Source organism: Allobosea sp. TWI1241, from assembly GCF_039673065.1.
GTDB lineage: Bacteria > Pseudomonadota > Alphaproteobacteria > Rhizobiales > Beijerinckiaceae > Allobosea.
In genome coordinates this window covers 36125-52267 of record NZ_JBDJKW010000002.1, presented here as the reverse complement: position 1 = coordinate 52267, position 16143 = coordinate 36125, and the positions used below count along the sequence as shown (strand labels likewise).

17 protein-coding genes are annotated in these 16143 nt (G+C 68.8%); 6 read left to right on the top strand and 11 right to left on the bottom strand.

Going from position 1 to position 16143, the window contains the following annotated elements:
• The 4 genes from ABE438_RS03265 to ABE438_RS03250 all read right to left on the bottom strand — a co-directional run bounded on the left by ABE438_RS03265 (nucleotide 1) and on the right by ABE438_RS03250 (nucleotide 2946).
• Nucleotides 1–543: a gluconokinase gene (locus ABE438_RS03265; protein ID WP_346501102.1), complete on the bottom strand. Its 543-nt coding sequence runs from the start codon at nucleotides 541–543 to the stop codon at nucleotides 1–3.
• A gap of 3 nt (nucleotides 544–546) precedes the next feature.
• Nucleotides 547–1533 carry a phosphogluconate dehydrogenase (NAD(+)-dependent, decarboxylating) gene (gnd, locus tag ABE438_RS03260; RefSeq protein ID WP_346501101.1) on the bottom strand — a complete coding sequence of 329 codons (987 nt, stop codon included), beginning with the start codon at nucleotides 1531–1533 and terminating at the stop codon, nucleotides 547–549.
• Nucleotides 1534–1639: 106 nt separating this feature from the next.
• Nucleotides 1640–1930, bottom strand: coding sequence for a hypothetical protein (locus ABE438_RS03255; RefSeq protein WP_346501100.1), 291 nt, complete (start codon nucleotides 1928–1930; stop codon nucleotides 1640–1642).
• A 5-nt stretch (nucleotides 1931–1935) separates the two neighbouring features.
• Nucleotides 1936–2946 carry a 1-aminocyclopropane-1-carboxylate deaminase gene (locus tag ABE438_RS03250; RefSeq protein WP_346501099.1) on the bottom strand — a complete coding sequence of 337 codons (1011 nt, stop codon included), beginning with the start codon at nucleotides 2944–2946 and terminating at the stop codon, nucleotides 1936–1938.
• 156 nt (nucleotides 2947–3102) lie between these two features.
• Here ABE438_RS03250 and ABE438_RS03245 point away from each other — a divergent pair, with 156 nt between their 5' ends.
• Complete coding sequence (locus ABE438_RS03245) at nucleotides 3103–3567, top strand: Lrp/AsnC family transcriptional regulator (protein WP_346501098.1); 465 nt, start codon at nucleotides 3103–3105, stop codon at nucleotides 3565–3567.
• 171 nt (nucleotides 3568–3738) lie between these two features.
• On the opposite strand, the gene urtE is transcribed toward ABE438_RS03245, so the two are convergent.
• The 5 genes from urtE to urtA form a co-directional block, all read right to left on the bottom strand.
• Nucleotides 3739–4434 carry an urea ABC transporter ATP-binding subunit UrtE gene (gene urtE / locus ABE438_RS03240; RefSeq protein WP_346501097.1) on the bottom strand — a complete coding sequence of 232 codons (696 nt, stop codon included), beginning with the start codon at nucleotides 4432–4434 and terminating at the stop codon, nucleotides 3739–3741.
• Nucleotides 4435–4484: 50 nt separating this feature from the next.
• Nucleotides 4485–5258, bottom strand: a complete 774-nt coding sequence (gene urtD / locus ABE438_RS03235; RefSeq protein ID WP_465248546.1) for an urea ABC transporter ATP-binding protein UrtD — start codon at nucleotides 5256–5258, stop codon at nucleotides 4485–4487.
• Nucleotides 5255–6388 (bottom strand): urea ABC transporter permease subunit UrtC, encoded by a 1134-nt coding sequence (gene urtC / locus ABE438_RS03230; protein WP_346501095.1) that lies wholly within the window; start codon nucleotides 6386–6388, stop codon nucleotides 5255–5257. The genes urtD and urtC overlap by 4 nt, the downstream gene beginning before the upstream one ends.
• The gene (gene urtB / locus ABE438_RS03225) at nucleotides 6385–7986 is read right to left on the bottom strand and encodes an urea ABC transporter permease subunit UrtB (RefSeq protein ID WP_346501094.1); all 1602 of its coding nucleotides are present in this window, start codon (nucleotides 7984–7986) and stop codon (nucleotides 6385–6387) included. Before urtB ends, urtC begins: the two co-directional genes overlap by 4 nt.
• A 192-nt stretch (nucleotides 7987–8178) precedes the next feature.
• Nucleotides 8179–9459 carry an urea ABC transporter substrate-binding protein gene (urtA, locus tag ABE438_RS03220; protein WP_465248553.1) on the bottom strand — a complete coding sequence of 427 codons (1281 nt, stop codon included), beginning with the start codon at nucleotides 9457–9459 and terminating at the stop codon, nucleotides 8179–8181.
• Nucleotides 9460–10112: 653 nt separating this feature from the next.
• On the opposite strand from urtA, the gene rnr reads away from it, so the two are divergent.
• The 5 genes from rnr (at nucleotide 10113) to rpmG (ending at nucleotide 15132) form a co-directional block, all read left to right on the top strand.
• Entirely contained in the window at nucleotides 10113–12407 is a 2295-nt protein-coding gene (gene rnr / locus ABE438_RS03215; protein ID WP_346501093.1) for a ribonuclease R, read from the top strand.
• 29 nt (nucleotides 12408–12436) lie between these two features.
• On the top strand, nucleotides 12437–12883 hold the full coding sequence (locus ABE438_RS03210; protein WP_346501092.1) for a DUF983 domain-containing protein: 447 nt from the start codon (nucleotides 12437–12439) through the stop codon (nucleotides 12881–12883).
• The gene (locus ABE438_RS03205; RefSeq protein WP_346501091.1) at nucleotides 12880–13614 is read left to right on the top strand and encodes an NUDIX hydrolase; all 735 of its coding nucleotides are present in this window, start codon (nucleotides 12880–12882) and stop codon (nucleotides 13612–13614) included. The genes ABE438_RS03210 and ABE438_RS03205 overlap by 4 nt, the downstream gene beginning before the upstream one ends.
• Nucleotides 13615–13635: 21 nt before the next feature.
• Nucleotides 13636–14787, top strand: coding sequence for an MFS transporter (locus ABE438_RS03200; RefSeq protein WP_346501090.1), 1152 nt, complete (start codon nucleotides 13636–13638; stop codon nucleotides 14785–14787).
• A gap of 177 nt (nucleotides 14788–14964) precedes the next feature.
• A complete protein-coding gene (gene rpmG / locus ABE438_RS03195) occupies nucleotides 14965–15132 on the top strand; it encodes a 50S ribosomal protein L33 (protein WP_038367996.1) in 168 nt (55 codons plus the stop codon).
• Nucleotides 15133–15360: 228 nt separating this feature from the next.
• Here rpmG and tsaA read toward each other — a convergent pair whose 3' ends face one another.
• Nucleotides 15361–15855, bottom strand: a complete 495-nt coding sequence (gene tsaA, locus ABE438_RS03190; RefSeq protein WP_346501089.1) for a tRNA (N6-threonylcarbamoyladenosine(37)-N6)-methyltransferase TrmO — start codon at nucleotides 15853–15855, stop codon at nucleotides 15361–15363.
• Nucleotides 15856–15863: 8 nt separating this feature from the next.
• On the bottom strand, nucleotides 15864–16070 hold the full coding sequence (locus tag ABE438_RS03185) for a TOBE domain-containing protein (RefSeq protein WP_346501088.1): 207 nt from the start codon (nucleotides 16068–16070) through the stop codon (nucleotides 15864–15866).
• Nucleotides 16071–16143 lie beyond the last annotated feature (73 nt).

Below are 16143 nucleotides of genomic sequence, written 5' to 3'. Positions count from 1 at the left end.
TCAGCCGAGCCGCAGCTCGGACACCACCTGCTCGACGATCGCCTCGCGGGTCGCCTCGACGGTCACCACCAGCGGGTTCTCCTCCGGGCCGGGCTCCTCCAGCGTCGCGAACTGGCTGTCGAGCAGCGAGGGCGGCATGAAATGGTGCTGCCGCGCCGCCATCCGCGCGCCGATCAGCTCGCGCGAGCCCTTGAGATAGACCAGAGCCACGTCCGGCCGATCGCCGAGGATCACGTCGCGATAGGCCTTCTTCAAGGCCGAGCAGGTGACGATGCCGTTGCGGCCCGAGGCGCGCAGATCATCGATCCAGGCGGCGATGGCCGCGAGCCAGGGCTTGCGATCGACATCGGTCAGCGGCGTGCCGGCCGACATCTTGGCGACATTCTCCGGCGGGTGGAAGGAATCGGCGTCGCGGAAGGGCCAGCCCAGCCGTTCCGCCAGGCGCTCGCCGAGCGAGGTCTTGCCCGAACTCGCCACGCCCATCACCACGATGACCGCCGGCGGCAGCGGGTTGCCGGCGCGGCCGGCCTCGTCGTCGCTCATGGTTCAGCCCTGCTTCTTCGGCTCGACATGGCCGCCGAAGCCGGCGCGCATGGCGGAGAGGATCTTCTCGGCGAAGGTGTGGTCCTTGCGCGAGCGGAAGCGGGTGTAGAGCGAGGAGGTCAGCACCTCGGCCGGCGTCGCGGTCTCGATCGCCGCCTGCACGGTCCAGCGCCCCTCGCCAGAATCCGAGACGTTGCCGGAATAGGCCGAGAGGTCCTCGTCGGCCGCCAGCGCCTCGGCGGTGAGGTCGAGCAACCAGGAGGTCACCACCGAACCGCGGCGCCAGACCTCGGCGATCTCGGCCGCATCGAAGTCGAAGCCGTACTCCTCCGGCAGCCCTTCCTTGGCGGAGGCGTTGCGCAGCAGGTCGAAGCCCTCGGCGAAGGCCTGCATCATGCCGTATTCGATGCCGTTATGGATCATCTTGACGAAATGGCCGGCGCCGGCCGGGCCGCAATGCAGATAGCCCTGCTCCGCGGTCGGGTTGCGGCCCTCGCGATGGCGCGTCGGCTCGATCTCGCCCTTTCCGGGCGCCAGCGCCTGGAAGATCGGCTCCAGCCGGTCGAACACCGCCTTGTCGCCGCCGATCATCAGGCAATAGCCGCGCTCCAGCCCGTGGACGCCGCCCGAGGTGCCGATGTCGAGGTAGTGCAGCCCCTTGGCGGCGAGCTCGCGGCCGCGGCGGACATCGTCCTTCCAGAAGGCGTTGCCGCCGTCGATCAGCGTGTCGCCGGGCGAGAGCATGCCAGCGAGATCGGCCAGCGTCGCCTCGGTGATCTCACCGGCCGGCAGCATCACCCAGATCGCGCGCGGCGCCTGAAATTTCGCCACCATCTCCTTGAGATCGCCGACATTCGTGGCGCCGTCGGCAGCGAGCGCCTGGCCCGGCTTCGGATCGCGATCATAGACCACGCAGTGATGCCCGGCGCGGTGCAAGCGCCGAACGATATTGGCCCCCATACGGCCGAGGCCGACCACTCCGAGCTGCATCGCGTACCTCCCGCCGGCGGTGAGGAAAGCCGGCTTCCGGCGCGCTACATGCCCCGGCGGCGGCCTCGGGGCAAGCCGCCCATGGTCGCACGCCGGGGCCGTTTCCTTAGGGAAACAGCAGCGAGGCGGGTCGCGCCTGCCAGCCATCCGCCGGCCGCAGCAGCCTGAGCGCGGCGCTGTCCGGCAGCTCCCGCGCCACCGCCTCGAGGAAGCGCTCGGCATCGTCGAGCGCCTGGAAGGCGAGGATGGCCACGATGACGCCGCCCTCCTCCCTGTCGCGGCCCGCGAAGATCTCGCGGGCAGAGCCGGCCAGCGAGAGCCGATCGACATGCGCGAGCAGCTGCTCGCGCACATCGTCCCGTCCGCCCGGCAGTTCGCAGAGGACCATCGCCTCCACGGCGGTCAGCCGTTCCGGAAGGTGTAGCTGTAGCCGTTGATCGCCGGCACGCCGCCGAGATGGGCGTAGAGCACCTTCGAGCCGGCCGGGAAGAAGCCCTTCTTCACCAGATCGATCATGCCCTGCATGGATTTCCCCTCATAGACGGGGTCGGTCATCATGCCCTCGAGCCGCGCCGACATGCGGATCGCCGCGATCGTCTCCTTCGAAGGCACGCCGTAGACCGGATAGGCATAGTCCTCGTTCAGGACGATGTCGTCGGCGACGATGTCCTTGCCGCCGACCAGCGCCGAGGTCTTCTGCGCGATGTCGAGCACCTGCGCCCTGGTCTGCGCGGGCGTCGCCGAGGCGTCGATGCCGATGACGTTGCGCTGGCGCCCGTCCTGCGCGAAACCGACGACCATGCCGGCATGGGTCGAGCCGGTGACGGTGCAGACCACGACATAGTCGAACTTGAAGCCGAGCTCGGCCTCCTGCGCCCGCACCTCCTCGGCGAAGGCGACATAGCCGAGCCCGCCGAACTTGTGGACGGAGGCACCCGCCGGGATCGCATAGGGCTTGCCGCCCTTGGCCCTGACGTCCTCCAGCGCCCGCTCCCAACTCTCGCGGATGCCGATGTCGAAGCCCTCGTCGACCAGCTCGACATGAGCCCCCATCACCCGCGACATCAGGATGTTGCCGACGCGGTCGTAGACGGCATCGTCATGCGGCACCCAGCTCTCCTGCACCAACCGGCATTTCATGCCGATCTTGGCCGCGGTCGCCGCCACCATCCGGGTGTGGTTGGACTGCACCCCGCCGATCGAGACCAGCGTATCGGCTCCCGCCGCGATCGCGTCCGGGACGATGTATTCCAGCTTGCGCAGCTTGTTGCCGCCGAAGGCGAGGCCGGAATTGCAGTCCTCGCGCTTGGCATACAGCTCGACCCCGCCGCCGAGATGCGCGGAGAGGCGCGAAAGCTTCTCGATCGGCGACGGCCCGAAGGTCAGCGGATAGCGTTCGAATTTGCTGAGCATGTGCGGTTTCCCCTCGAAAACGATGGAGAAACGCTAGCAAACACCGGCTGAAAGGTGCTCCCGAACTTGACCTGCTAATCGTCTTCGGCATTCAATCGAACGCGCAAGACGGCGAGGTCACTTTCATAATAGCGCACAAGAACGGAAGAATCGTCCATGCCGAGTGAACTGGACCGCACCGACCTGCGCATCCTGCGCCTGCTGCAGGCGGACGGGCGCATGGGCAATGCCGAGATCGCCAAGCGGGTGAACACCAGCCCGGCCACCTGCCATCGCCGCATCCAGCGCCTGTTCGCGGAAGGTTATGTCACCGGCGTGCGGGCACAGATCGATCCGCACAAGGTCGAGAAGGGCACGCTCGCCATCGTCGGCGTTGTGCTGGACCGCTCGACGCCCGAGAGCTTCGGGACGTTCGAGGAAGCAGTGAAGCAGCTGCCGGTCGTGCTCGACTGCCACATCGTCGCCGGCGATTTCGACTATGTGCTGAAGATCCGGGTGCGCGACCTCGCCGATTTCAACAAGCTGCACGCCCAGACCCTGCTGGCCCTGCCCGGCGTGCGCCAGACCCGCACCTTCTTCGTGATGAAGGAGGTCATCGACAACGCGCCGCTGGCGTTTTGAGGGGGGGGCTGGCCGTCATTCCGGGGCGCCGCGCAGCGGCGAGCCCGGAACCCATGAACACGACGATGCACGAGGAGGGCGCCGTCTGACCGGCTGGCCAACATCAAGCGCCGTGGTCATGGGTTCCGGGCTCAGGCCTGCGACCTGCCCCGGAATGACGGCGCTACGTCCTCACACCTGAATCAGCTTCTGAACCCGGTCGGCATCCAGCTCGGCCATCGGGCCGGACAGCACCACCTCGCCGCGGTCCATCACGAACATCGTGTCGGCGAGGTCGCGGGCGAAATCGAAATACTGCTCGACCAGCACGATCGCCATCTCGCCCTTGCCGCGCAGATAGTCGATGGCGCGGCCGATATCCTTGATGATCGAGGGCTGGATGCCTTCGGTCGGTTCGTCGAGCACCAGCAGCCTGGGTCGGGTGACCAGCGCGCGCGCGATCGCGAGTTGCTGCTGCTGGCCACCCGAGAGGTCGCCCCCGCGCCGGCCCAGCATCGACTTCAGCACAGGGAAGAGGTCGAAGAGTTCCTCGGGCACGAAACGCTCGCGCCGCGGCAATGGCGCATAGCCGGTCTCGAGGTTCTCCCTGACGCTGAGCAGCGGGAAGACCTCCCGGCCCTGCGGGACATAGGCGATGCCGGCGCGCGCCCGGTCCTCGGTGCGCATGGCCGAGATGTCCTGCCCGTCCAGGGCGATCCGCCCGCCCGAGATCGGCTGCTGGCCGACGATGGCGCGCATCAGCGAGGTCTTGCCGACGCCGTTGCGGCCCATCACGCAGGTGACCTTGCCGATCTCGGCCGAGACCGAGACGCCGCGCAGCGCCTGCGCCGCGCCGTAATGGAGATCGATCGCATCGACCGTCAGCATGTTGAGGATCCCCGGCACTGTCGCGGCGGTAGGTGGGACGGGCGCCATCGTCACCGACCCAGATAGACTTCGACGACGCGCTCATTGGCGCTGACCTGGTCGAGCGGCCCTTCCGCCAGCACCGAGCCCTCGTGCAGCACGGTGACCTTCACGCCGAGTTCGCGGATGAAGCCCATGTCGTGCTCGACGACGATCACCGAATGATCCTTCGCGATCTCCTTGAGCAGCACCGCCGTCTGCGCCGTCTCGCCGTCGGTCATGCCGGCGGCCGGTTCGTCGACCAGCAGCAGCTTGGGGTCCTGGGCAAGCAGCATGCCGATCTCGAGCCATTGCTTCTGGCCGTGCGAGAGCGAGCCGGCGAGGCGGTCGCGCAGGTCACCCAGCCGGATGATGCCGAGGATCTCGTCGATGCGCCGGCGCAGGGCCGGGGCGGTGTGCCAGAACAGCGTCTTCAGCACGGTGCGCGGCGCCTTCAGCGCGAGCAGCAGATTGTCCTCGATGCTGTGGAAGTCGAACACGGTCGGCTTCTGGAACTTGCGGCCGATGCCGAGATTGGCGATCGCCGCCTCGTCCAGCGTCGTCAGGTCGACCGAGCCGGCGAACATCACAGTGCCCTCGTCGGGCCGGGTCTTGCCGGTGATAATGTCCATCATCGTAGTCTTGCCGGCGCCGTTGGGGCCGATGATCGCGCGCATCTCGCCGCGCTCGATCGTCAGCGACAGGCCGCGGATCGCCTTGAAGCCGTCGAAGGAGACGCTGACGCCGTCGAGATAGAGCAATGCCGAGGTGAGCGGGCGGTTGGCGGGAGCGGTCATGGCATTCACTCCGCCGGGGCCGGGCGCGGCTTGGGGGCATGGCGGCGGCGCGCCTCCCACCAGCCCTGCGCCGTGCCGAGGATGCCCTTGGGCATGAACAGGGTGACGAAGACGAACAGCGCGCCGAGCGCGAACAGCCAGTAAGGCGCCATGAAGCCCGAGGTGAACAGCGTCTTGGCCCAGTTGACCACCACCGCGCCCAGCGCCGCGCCGACCAGCGTGCCGCGCCCGCCGACCGCGACCCAGATCACGGTCTCGATCGAATTCGCGGGGGCGAACTCGCTCGGGTTGATGATGCCGACCTGCGGCACATAGAGCGCGCCGGCCACGCCGGCCATGCAGGCAGAGACGGTGAAGACGAACAGCTTGAAGCGGTCGACCCGGTAGCCGAGGAAGCGCGTGCGCGATTCCGCGTCGCGGATGGCGATCACCACCTTGCCGAGCTTGGAGCTGACGATGCCGCGCGCCAGCAGGAAGCCGGCGATCAGCATCACGCAGGTCATCGAAAACAGCGCCGCGCGCGTCCCCTGCGCCTGCACCTCGAAGCCGAGAATGTCCTTGAAGTCGGTCAGGCCGTTATTGCCGCCGAAGCCCATGTCGTTGCGGAAGAAGGCGAGCAGCAGCGCATAGGTCAGCGCCTGGGTGATGATCGAGAGATAGACGCCGGTGACGCGCGAGCGGAAGGCGAACCAGCCGAAGACGAAGGCGAGCAGCCCCGGCACCGCCAGCACCATCAGCATCGCGAAGGGGAAGGAGGAGAAGCCGTACCAGTACCAGGGCAATTCCTGCCAGTTCAGGAACACCATGAAGTCCGGCAGCACCGGATTGCCATAGACGCCGCGCGGGCCGATCTGGCGCATCAGGTACATGCCCATCGCATAGCCGCCGAGCGCGAAGAAGGCGCCGTGGCCGAGCGAGAGGATGCCGCAATAGCCCCAGACCAGGTCGAGCGAGATCGCCAGCAGCGCGTAGCAGAGATATTTGCCCCAGAGCGACATCGTCGCCGTCGAGACGTGGAACGGCGAACCCGGCGGCACCAGCAGGTTGAGCAGCGGCACCGCGACCGCGATCGCCGCGACCAGGACGAGGAAGACCGTGCCGCGCCGGTCGAGATCGCTGAGCAGGAAGCGGGTGATCATGCTTCCACCGCCCGGCCCTTGAGCGCGAACAGGCCGCGCGGGCGCTTCTGGATGAACAGGATGATGAAGACGAGCAGCGCGATCTTACCGAGCACGGCGCCGGCATAGGGTTCGAGCAGCTTGTTGGCGACGCCGAGCGTCATGGCGCTGATCAGCGTGCCCCAGAGATTCCCGACGCCGCCGAAGACCACGACCATGAAGCTGTCGATGATGTAGCTCTGGCCGAGATTGGGGCTGACATTGTCGATCTGCGAGAGCGCGACACCGGCGAGCCCGGCGACGCCGGAGCCGAGCCCGAAGGTCAGCGCGTCGATGCGGCCGGTGCGGATGCCCATGGCCGAGGCCATGCGCCGGTTCTGGGTGACGGCACGCATCTGCAGCCCCATCGGCGTCAGCTTCAGGATCGCCAGCAGCGCCGCGAAGACCAGCCCGGCGAAGACGATGATCCAGAGCCGGTTCCAGGTGATGGCGAGGCCGCCGAGCTCGAAGGCGCCCGACATGAAGCCCGGCGCGCCGACCTCGCGATTGGTCGGGCCGAAGGCGGTGCGCACCGCCTGCTGCAGGATCAGGCTGATGCCCCAGGTCGCCAGCAGCGTCTCGAGCGGGCGCCCGTAGAGGAAGCGGATCACGCCGCGCTCAATCGCGACGCCGACCGCCCCCGCGACCAGGAAGGCCGCCGGCACCGCGATGGCGAGCGACCAGCCGAACAGCTCGGGCGCATTGGTGCGGATCAGTTCCTGCACCACGAAGGTGGTGTAGGCGCCGAGCATGACCATCTCGCCATGGGCCATGTTGATCACGCCCATCACGCCGAAGGTGATGGCGAGGCCGATCGCGGCCAGCAGCAGCACCGAGCCGAGCGACAGCCCGTACCAGAGGTTCTGCCCGGCCCGCCACAGCGCCAGCCGGCCCTCGATGTCGGAGATGGCGCGCGCCTGCGCCTCCTTGAGCTCGGGCGACGCGTCGGCCGGCAGGGCGCGCAGCGCCGCCAGCGCGTCCTGGTCGCCGCGACCGCGCAGCACCTCGATCGCCGCCAGCCGGTCGAGCGGCTGCGTCTGGGCCTGGCCGATCAGGATCGCCGCCTGCGCCTCGCGCAGCAGCTTGAGGGCGCGCGGATCGCTCTCCCGGCCGATCGCGGTCTCCAGCACCGGCAGGACGCCGGCATCGCGCGACTTGAACACTGCCTCGGCGGCGGCGATCCGCCGGCCGGCCTCCGGTGCCACCAGGTCGAGCCCGCCCAGCGCCGCCTGCACCGCGCGCCGCACGCCGTTGTTGAGACGCACCGGTTTCAGCCCGGCGGGCTCGGCGGCGAGCGCCGTCCCGGTGCGGGCATCCACCAGCCCGCCCTCCGGCAGCCTGATCGCCACGGTGTCCCCGCCGGCGAGCAGGCGCCCCTGGCCGAGCGCCTCGATCACCACGGCGGCCTGCGGATGGCCGCTGGCCGCCAGCGCGTCGACCGCCCGCACCGTCTCGGCATAGCTGTCGGCGCCGAAGCGCGCGAAGGCGTCGCCGCCGGCCTGGGCGAACACCGCGGCGGGGGCGAGCACGAGGCCGGCGAGAAGCGCCATGGCCCTGAGGAGGCGAAGAATCGGCTGCATGAGGCTCGCTTCGGATGATGCGGAGGCGCGACGGCGCGCAGGCCCGCCCGCGAGGCGCGCCGCGCGCGCCCCGAAACCCTGTCAGGAGAGGCTGGAAATCTCTGAGGGACAGCCGGGCTCGATCGGCCCGGGCGGCGGTCATGAGGGGCGGCCGGACGTTGATCGTCTGTGCCGCCCCTCCCCCTCTTTAACTCACGCGCCGCCGCACTTGCCGGTCTTGACGTTGAAGTTGCCGCACTTCTTGTCGACCCAGTCGCCGACCAGGTCGCGGGAGCCTTCCAGCTCCTTCGACCACGCATCGCCCGGCACCAGCCCGTCGGCCTTCCAGACCACGTCGAATTGGCCGTCTTCCTTGATCTCGCCGATGAAGACCGGCTTGGTGATGTGGTGGTTCGGCAGCATCTTCGACATGCCGCCGGTCAGGTTGGGCGCCTCGATGCCCGGAAGCGCGTCGATGACCTTGTCCGGATCGATCGACTTGGCCTTCTCGACCGCCTTGACCCACATGTTGAAGCCGATGACATGGGCTTCCATAGGGTCATTGGTGACGGCCTTGTCGTTCTTCTTGAAGGCCTTCCACTTCGCGATGAACTCCTTGTTGGCCGGCGTGTCGATCGACTGGAAGTAGTTCCACGCCGCAAGATGACCGACCAGCGGCTTCGTGTCGATACCCGCCAGCTCCTCTTCGCCAACCGAGAAGGCGACGACCGGGATGTCGGTGGCCTTGATGCCCTGGTTGCCGAGCTCCTTGTAGAACGGCACGTTGGCGTCGCCGTTGATCGTCGAGACCACCGCCGTCTTCTTGCCGGCCGAGCCGAACTTCTTGATGTCGGAGACGATGGTCTGCCAGTCGGAATGGCCGAACGGCGTGTAGTTGATCAGGATGTCCTCGTCCTTGACGCCCTTGGACTTCAGATAGGCCTCGAGGATCTTGTTGGTCGTGCGCGGGTAGACATAGTCGGTGCCGGCGAGCACCCAGCGCTCGACCTTCTCCTCCTTGGCGAGATAGTCCACCGCCGGGATGGCCTGCTGGTTCGGCGCGGCGCCGGTGTAGAACACGTTGCGCTCGCTCTCCTCGCCCTCGTACTGGACGGGGTAGAACAGGATCGAGTTCAGCTCCTTGAACACGGGCAGGACCGACTTGCGTGAAACCGAGGTCCAGCAGCCGAACACCGCGGAGACCTTGTCCTTGCTGATCAGCTCGCGCGCCTTCTCGGCGAAGAGCGGCCAGTTCGAGGCCGGATCGACGATCACCGCCTCGAGCTTGCGGCCGAGCACGCCGCCCTTCTTGTTCTGCTCCTCGATGAGCATGAGCATGACGTCTTTGAGCGTCGTCTCCGAGATCGCCATGGTGCCGGAGAGCGAATGCAGGATGCCGACCTTGATCGGCCCCTCCTGGGCCATGGCCGGGCGCCAGGAGGCGAGCGCCGTGGCGCCAGCGAGGGCGGCGCCGATAGCCGTGCGACGAGTGATGTTCACGTGGTGATCTCCCGAACGATCCGTTGACCGCCCCTCTCTGCGGGTGCAGGCCGCCGCTGCCGGCTGGCGTGAAGGATAATCGCAAGCGGCGTGCCAACCGCCATGGACCGCGCTTTCCCGCGCACAATCACGCGTCATCCTGGCGCCGGAACGGCTCATCTCCTGCGAGGAGCGGCGCCGGCACGCAAGGATGATGCACCCGCCGCCCGCTGCGCAGAAAGCGGGCAGGATGTCTGCGCGCAAAAGAGGCAGCGCTCGATGCGACCGTAGAGATGCCTGTTTTCACGGCAGGTTTTCCGCACCTGCCACGCCGCATCTTTGGCGTTTACGAGCCCGCGAGAATCACCCTAGCCTCCTCTCGTCGGTAACAACTGAAAGGAGGTGATCCAGTGTCTCATTGTCATCAACCGCTGTCGCGGGCGCTGCGTGGCCTGGACTCGTCCACCAAGGGGTTCGGTTCCGTTTGAGTTTCCGTGACGTTAAGCCCTGTTACCGGGGCTGCGGTTCGGCAATGGAAGGGCTGCCCGAAAGGGCAGCCCTTCTCCGTTTAGGGCCTGGCCTCCTTAGGGCCGTTCTGGCGCCCCTGCTCGTATCGTGGCAGAACGCACCCCATATGCGCGCCAGCGCCATTCCCTGACGAGTTCGCCTTGCACCGCTCCGATCCCGACGCCTCCCGCGACGCCATCCTCGCCTTCATCGAGCAGGAGCGTGCGGCCGGCCGCGAGCCCGGCCGGCGCGACATCGCCAAGGCCTTCCGGCTCGATGCCGGCGGCAAGATCTGGCTGAAGCGCATCCTGCGCGATCTCGAACTGGCGGAGAACGACGCCGCGGGCCCGGTGACGGCCCATGCCGCCCTGCCCGCCGTCATCCTCGCCGAGATCAAGTCGCGCGACCCCGAGGGCGACCTCATCGCCGCGCCTCTGGAGTGGGACGCCGAGGAGCGCGGCCCCGCCCCCTCCATCCTGGTCGAGACGCGCGCGGAGTTCCGCCGCAAGCCGAAGGCGCCCTCTGCCGCAGCGCCGGGACTCGGCGATCACGTCCTGCTCAAGCTGACGCGCCTGCGCGGCGTCGACGGCCATGGCTGGTCCGGCCGCGTCCTCAAGGTGATGGGCAAGGCCAAGGCGCAGGTGCTCGGCATCTTCCGCGCCCTGCCCGACGGCTCCGGCCGCCTGATCCCGGTCGACAAGAAAGCGCAGGGGCGCGAGGCGCTGATCCCCAAGAGCCAGACCGGCGGCGCCGAGGATGGCGACCTCGTCTCCGTCTCCTTCGCGCGCGAGAGCCGTTTCGGCCCGCCGCAGGCGAAGGTGCGCGAGCGGCTCGGCTCGCTGAAGTCGGAGCGCGCGGTCTCGCTGATCGCGATCCACGCCCACGCCATCCCGAACGAGTTCCCCCAGGCCGCGCTGGCGGAGGCCGAGGCCGCCCCGGCCGCCGGCCTCTCGGGCCGCGAGGACTGGCGCGCGCTGCCACTCGTCACGATCGACCCGGCCGACGCCAAGGACCATGACGACGCGGTCCACGCCGCCCCGGACACCGATCCGGACAATCCTGGCGGCCATGTCGTCACCGTCGCGATCGCCGACGTCGCGTCCTATGTCCTGCCCGGCTCGGCGCTCGATCGCGAGGCCCTGGAGCGCGGCAACTCGGTCTATTTCCCCGACCGCGTCGTGCCGATGCTGCCGGAGCGGATCTCGAACGACCTCTGCTCGCTGCGGGCTGGCGAGGACCGGCCGGCGCTGGCGGTCCGCCTCGTCCTCAAGGCCGACGGCACCAAGAAGGGCCATTCCTTTCACCGCGTGCTGATGCGCTCGGCCGCCAAGCTGTCCTATCAGCAGGCGCAGGCCGCCATCGACGGGCAACTGGACGACGTCACCGGGCCGCTGCGCGAACCGATCCTGATGCCGCTCTGGGCAGCCTATGGCGCCGCCGCCCGGGCGCGCGACGCCCGCCAGCCCCTCGAGCTCGACCTGCCGGAGCGCAAGCTGGTGCTCGACGCCGACGGCAAGGTCACCCGCGTGATCGTGCCGGAGCGCCTCTCGACCCACCGGCTGATCGAGGAGTTCATGATCCTCGCCAACGTCGCGGCGGCCGAGACGCTGGAGAAGGCCGGCAGCCCGCTGATCTATCGCTGCCATGACGAGCCGTCGCTGGAGAAGATGCGGGCGCTCGGCGAAGTGCTGGCCTCGATCGGAATCAAGCTGCCGCGCGACGGCGCGCTGCGGCCGGTGCTGTTCAACCGCATCCTGGCGATGATCAAGGGCTCGGAGAACGAGCTTCTGGTCAACGAGGTGGTGCTGCGCACCCAGGCCCAGGCCGAATACGTCGCCGAGAATTACGGGCATTTCGGCCTGAACCTGCGGCGCTATGCGCATTTCACCTCGCCGATCCGCCGCTATGCCGACCTGATCGTCCATCGCGCCCTCATCGCGGCGCTGAAGCTCGGCACGGACGGCCTGCCGCGCGCCACGACGCTGGCTGCGCTGCGCGAGGTCGCGACGCGCATCTCGGCCGCCGAGCGCCGCGCCATGGCGGCCGAGCGCGAGACCACCGACCGGCTGATCGCGCATTTCCTGGCCGACCAGATCGGCGCGAGCTTCGATGGACGCATCAGCGGGCTGAACCGCGCTGGGCTTTTCATCCGGCTCGACCAGACCGGCGCCGACGGCTTCGTGCCGGCCTCCACGCTCGGCGCCGACTACTATCGCCATGACGAGCGCGCCCATGCGCTGGTCGGCGAGCGCACCGGCGAGAGCTTCCGCCTCGGCGACAAGGTGCATGTCCGGCTGGTCGAGGCCGCGCCGGTCGCCGGCGCGCTGCGCTTCGAGCTGCTCGGCGAAGGCCGGAATGTGACAACCTCCCGTAGCGGGGCTAGAGGGATGAAGCCGCTGCCCGCCCGCAAGGGGCGCGGGCGGCAGAGCCCGCCCCGGTTCGGCAGCAAGCGCTGACCGGGTTCCGTTCCGAGGTGACCGCCGCGATGTCGATCCGATACGAGCACGCCGAGACGATCCAGCCCGAGCGCGACTGGCGCCAGGCCATCGGCCGCGGCCTGCGCGGCCGCTGCCCGCATTGCGGCCAGGGCCGGCTGTTCCGCGCCTTCCTCAAGCCGGTGGACCGCTGCGAGGCCTGCGGCGAGGATCTCCACCATCAGCGCTCGGACGATCTGCCGCCCTATATCGTCATCACCATCGTCGGCCACATCGTCGTCGGCGGGCTGGTGCTGGCGGAGAAGTTCTCGGACTGGTCGATGACCACACACATGCTGGTCTGGCCGGCGCTGACGGTGGTGATGTGCCTGGCGCTGATGCAGCCGATCAAGGGCGGCGTCATCGGCCTGCAATGGGCCCTGCGCATGCACGGTTTCGGCGGCGCGTCGCCGCGCCCCGAGCGCCAGCCCGGCATCGATGGAGCCACCCGGCGATGACCGATCACGCCCTCACCCTGACCCAGGCCGAACGCGTCCGCGTCGCCGCCAATCTGCGCCCGGCCGACGCCGCGACCATGCTGATCATCGACCGCTCCGGCCGCAAGCCGCGCGTGCTGATGGGCAAGCGCCATCCCGGCCACAAGTTCATGCCGGGCAAATACGTGTTTCCCGGCGGGCGCATCGAGCCGCAGGACCGGCGCATGACCGCCACCGGCGCGCTCTCGGGCGCCTGCGAGCAGCGGCTGTCGGCGCGCTGCGTCCGCCCGAGCTTGCAGCGCGGGCGCGCGCTGGCGCTGGCCGCGATCCGCGAGACCTTCGAGGAGACCGGGCTGATCTTCGGCAGCGCCGAATACGGCGCCCCCGAGCAGACGCCCGAGGGCAGCTGGCGCGACTTCGCCGCCAACGGCGTCTTCCCCGATCTCGGCGCCGTGACCTTCGTCGCCCGCGCCATCACGCCGCCGCGCCGGCCCAAGCGCTTCGACACCCGCTTCTTCGCCATCGACGCCGCCGGCCTCGCCGGCAAGGTCGAGGGGCTGGTCGGCCCGGATTCCGAGCTGGTCGACCTCGTCTCCGTCACCTTCGACGAGGCGCGCGAGCTCGATCTGCCGAGCATCACCAAGGTCATCCTGGCCGAGGTCGAGGACCGGCTGAACGGCGGCTTCGCCCCGTATCTGCCGGTGCCGTTCTACTGGGAAAAGCGCGGCAGCTTCGTGCGCGAGCTGCTCTGAGCCGCCGCCGACGCCGCCATCATGACGCCTGCCGACGCCGATCTCCGCTCCCGCGCGCCTGCGATCGGCGCGGCCATCCTGCTGGTCGCGATCGTCGGCATCGGGCTCAGCCTGACCCTGCCGCTGCTCTCGCTTGAGATGGAGCGCATGGGCGCCTCCGCCTCGGTCAACGGCGCCAACACCGCGATCGCCGGCCTCGCCTCGCTGATCGCCGTGCCCTTCGTGCCGCGCCTCGCCGCCCGGCTCGGCATCGGCCGGCTGCTGGCCGGGGCGATCATCGTCTCGATGCTGGCTCTGCTCTCCTTCAAACTGTTCTTCGACATCGCCGCCTGGTTCCCGATCCGCTTCGCCTTCGCCGCGGCGCTCGGCACGCTCTTCGTGCTGTCGGAGTACTGGATCGCCGCCGCCGCCCCGCCGGCCAGGCGCGGCATGGTGATGGGCATCTACGCCACGGTACTGGCGCTCGGCTTCGCCGCGGGCCCTGCCCTGCTCGGCCTGCTCGGCACGCAGGGCTGGGCGCCCTATCTCGCCGGCATCGCACTGTTCGCGCTGGCCGGCCTGCCGCTCCTGCTCGCCCGCAAGCTGCTGCCGGGGCTCGACGCCGAGCCGCAGCGCCCGGTGGCGAGCTACATGCTGGCCCTGCCGATGGCGACTGCGGCCGGCGCCGCCTATGGCGCGGTCGAGACCGGCGCCTTCGCGCTGCTGCCGGTTTACGGGCTTCGCATCGGCCTGCCGGCAGAGACCGCGACGCTGCTGGTCAGCGCCGTGGCGCTCGGCAATGTCGCGCTGCAGCTGCCGATCGGCCTGCTCGCCGACCGCGTCAGCAAGGCGCGCCTGCTGCTGGCCATCGCGCTCGGCAGCATCGGCGGCGCCCTGCTGATTCCCTTCGCCCACGATCTCGGCCTCTGGCCGCTCTGCCTGCTGCTCTTCGCCTGGGGCGGCGTCGTCGGCGCGCTCTACACGGTGGGCCTCGCCCATCTCGCCGGGCGCTTCCAGGGTGGCGAACTGGCCGGCGCCAATGCCGCCTTCGTCATGCTCTACAATGTCGGCCTGACCTCCGGACCGCCGATTCTCGGGCTTTCGCTCGACCTCTCGACGCGCTGGGGCCTGCCGCTCGCCATCGCCGGCTTCCTGCTGCTGCTGCCGCTGGCGGCGACATTGCGGCGCGACTGAGGCTTTACGCCCATGGCGAGGCCTCAGGGCCGGGCCGCGCGCAGATCTCTCGACCAGAAAGCTTGACTTGGCGGCCGCGATACGGCATTCCGCAGCCATCGGATTGCCGGGCGCGCCCGGCCGTTTTCCTTTTTGCGCGGGCCGGCCACGGCTCCTACAAGTTTCGAGGGCGTCGCCATGGCCAAGGCCGTGACCATCAAGATCAAGCTGCTGTCGACCGCCGACACCGGGTTCTTCTACGTCACCAAGAAGAACTCGCGCACCATGACCGAGAAGATGTCGAAGAAGAAGTACGACCCGGTCGCGCGCAAGCACGTCGAGTTCAAGGAAACCAAGATCAAGTGAGGCATTGCCTCTAACTATTTGATCTTGTTTCGAAAAGAGCCGCCCTTTACCGGGCGGCTTTTTCGTTTCTGCCACACGGCACCGGCTCGCAGTGCGATCTCCCCGACACTCCTGCTGGGTTAGGCGGCCGCCGGCCTTGCCGCAGAAAGGACGGGTCGTCCGCCCGACCTACAGCTGTTTCTCACGCCGAAACGATGATGGCGGCACGACCAGCGAAACGCGCACCCCTCAGGCACCGGTCTCGAAATCGCCGGGCTGCGGCGGCGCCAGCGGCGTGAAGCTCGTCCGGTCGGGCTTCAGGTCGAGCAGCGGCGTGCCGTCGAGGCAATCGAGCCCGCGAACAATCAGCATATTGCCCTCGCGCCGCAGCAGGCCCACCACCGAGGTGCCGATCGGGTTCGGCCGCACCGGCGAGCGCAGCGAGAACACGCCGCGGGCCGAACCGTCATTGCGCGGACTCTGCCGCACGAGATCGCGCCGCGATTCGTGCAGCCAGTACAGCACCTCCAGCCGCTCATAGGCCTCGATGCCGTCGAGCCCCTCATCCCAGGGCGCGAACAGCTCGATGCGGCAGTCCGGACCGTCGAGCCTGCCCTGCCGCGGACAGAGCAGGCGCGAGGTCCAGGGCGTGCCGATGCAGCCGATGAAGGCCAGCCCGGCATCCTCGGCGACCGGCGGCGCCACCGCGACCTCGGCCCGGCGGATCTCGTTCTCGCGCACCATCGCCGCGCTCAATCGATCGCGACGAGAACGTCGGAGGCCTTGATCACCGCATAGGCAGGCTGGCCGACGGCGAGCTTCAGCTCGTCCACCGCCGCATTGGTGATCGAGGCCGTCACCACCGTTCCGCCGACATCGATGCGGACATGGGCGGTGGTGGCGCCCTTCACCACCTCGACCACGGTGCCCTTCAGCTGGTTGCGTGCCGAAATCCTCATTCTGGTCTCCTTCCGGTTCAGGCCTCTCGCGGACTCGACGTGCCGACGGAGTCGCTATATCCATTTGGATATA

Bases quoted from the DNA above. Each gene is read 5' to 3' on its own strand.
- ABE438_RS03245 (WP_346501098.1), top strand. From the start codon at position 3,103: ATGCCGAGTGAACTGGACCGCACCGACCTGCGCATCCTGCGCCTGCTG.
- ABE438_RS03200 (WP_346501090.1), top strand. From the start codon at position 13,636: ATGACGCCTGCCGACGCCGATCTCCGCTCCCGCGCGCCTGCGATCGGC.
- ABE438_RS03265 (WP_346501102.1), bottom strand. From the start codon at position 543: ATGAGCGACGACGAGGCCGGCCGCGCCGGCAACCCGCTGCCGCCGGCG.
- ABE438_RS03250 (WP_346501099.1), bottom strand. From the start codon at position 2,946: ATGCTCAGCAAATTCGAACGCTATCCGCTGACCTTCGGGCCGTCGCCG.
- ABE438_RS03205 (WP_346501091.1), top strand. From the start codon at position 12,880: ATGACCGATCACGCCCTCACCCTGACCCAGGCCGAACGCGTCCGCGTC.
- urtE (WP_346501097.1), bottom strand. From the start codon at position 4,434: ATGCTGACGGTCGATGCGATCGATCTCCATTACGGCGCGGCGCAGGCG.
- tsaA (WP_346501089.1), bottom strand. From the start codon at position 15,855: ATGGTGCGCGAGAACGAGATCCGCCGGGCCGAGGTCGCGGTGGCGCCG.
- ABE438_RS03185 (WP_346501088.1), bottom strand. From the start codon at position 16,070: ATGAGGATTTCGGCACGCAACCAGCTGAAGGGCACCGTGGTCGAGGTG.
- gnd (WP_346501101.1), bottom strand. From the start codon at position 1,533: ATGCAGCTCGGAGTGGTCGGCCTCGGCCGTATGGGGGCCAATATCGTT.
- urtC (WP_346501095.1), bottom strand. From the start codon at position 6,388: ATGATCACCCGCTTCCTGCTCAGCGATCTCGACCGGCGCGGCACGGTC.
- ABE438_RS03210 (WP_346501092.1), top strand. From the start codon at position 12,437: ATGTCGATCCGATACGAGCACGCCGAGACGATCCAGCCCGAGCGCGAC.
- rpmG (WP_038367996.1), top strand. From the start codon at position 14,965: ATGGCCAAGGCCGTGACCATCAAGATCAAGCTGCTGTCGACCGCCGAC.
- urtB (WP_346501094.1), bottom strand. From the start codon at position 7,986: ATGCAGCCGATTCTTCGCCTCCTCAGGGCCATGGCGCTTCTCGCCGGC.